Annotated in this window: 1 protein-coding gene; it reads right to left on the bottom strand. The window is 60.5% G+C overall.

Annotated features, from left to right (window positions below; genetic code table 11):
• Window positions 1-1,054 (bottom strand): tyrosine-type recombinase/integrase (locus ACR0DT_RS25055; RefSeq protein ID WP_480713347.1); only part of this gene is annotated, 1,054 nt, incomplete at its 3' end.
• Window positions 1,055-1,258 lie beyond the last annotated feature (204 nt).

Below are 1,258 nucleotides of genomic sequence, written 5' to 3'. Positions count from 1 at the left end.
ACCCCAACATGTCTGCGGCTGGGTTTTCGGCGATATCGACGTCGTCGTAATATTTCTGCGCCTGGGCCATGGATCGATGCAGCGACAGGCGCATGGCGGCCTGGATCGGGGCGCCATCCAGCGCAGCCTGGGTCAGGAACCCGGAACGCAGCCCGTGTGGTGAGGCGAAGCCTTCAGGCATCCCTGCCAGTTTCAGCCGGTGCCGAACGATCTGTGCGATCGCATCAGGGGAGAGGCGGCGGCTCAGCACCCGATCGGCTTTGGAGATTGGCCGGAACAAAGGGCCGTCCTGAATCTCGCCGACCTCGATCCAATGCACCAGAGCCTGGGCCGCGCGACCCTTGAGCACCAGCCGAGGCGTCTCGCCCTTGATTGTGGTCTTGGTCTCCAGCAGCGAGAGCCAGAGCACGCCATTTTTGTCAAATTCTTTCAGCGATACATCCTCGCGCATCAATCCGGCAATCTCGGATCGCCGACGGCCACCAGAAGCCCAGCCCAGCATCAGGATGGCGCGGTCACGGCAATCGCGGCGAGAACCCCGGCAGGTGGCCAGCAGCTGTTCAAGAATGTCGCGGGTGATGGGGTGGGCGGATTTTGGGGCCTGGGGCCGGGCGGCGGCGCGGCGCGCCTTGGCGCGGGCCTGTTTCACCTGCGGTGCGTCAAACGGGCTGGCGAGATTTTTCATTCGGTGAAAGGCCAGCCAGGAGGCGATGCGCCGGTCCAGCGTCGACGGCGCAGGGCAGGCCAGCGATTTCCGCAAGCCCTGCGCGATCAATGCTTCAGCCACCTGTCGCGCGATGTCCTCCTCAGGTGCGTCGTTTAGATCACGGGCATGATCGAGAATGAAGGCAAGAGCAGAGGCTTCAGTCTCGGGCCAGTCCAGCCCTGCGTCGAACCGCGCCTGTTTCCAGGACGTGATGTAGAGCAAGTCACGTTCATAAGCGCGCAGCGTATTGGCCGGCGTGCCGCGGACATAAAGATCTGTCAGCGCGTCCTGATCGGCCTGGGACAGGGCAGGGGATGCGGCAGGCAGGTATGGGGCAGGGGGTTTCATGGGCCCATTCTGCGCAATTTTCCGATAAAGTCAAACACTCATGATAAGGGAAACTTATCGGATATAAATTGAGAGAAAGCGAGCTCGAAGGGTGGTGCGCAAAATATAAAAAAAATGCAAACTAAATAGGAGCTACACTGATTCTATGGCTTTTCCTATAAGGGCCAAACACCAGCGCGGGCTTTACGACCCGGAACCGGTAGT

This window comes from Ruegeria sp. BI11, from assembly GCF_056538005.1.
The sequence above is the reverse complement of the archived record's forward strand: the minus strand, read 5'-3'. Positions and strand labels throughout refer to the sequence as shown.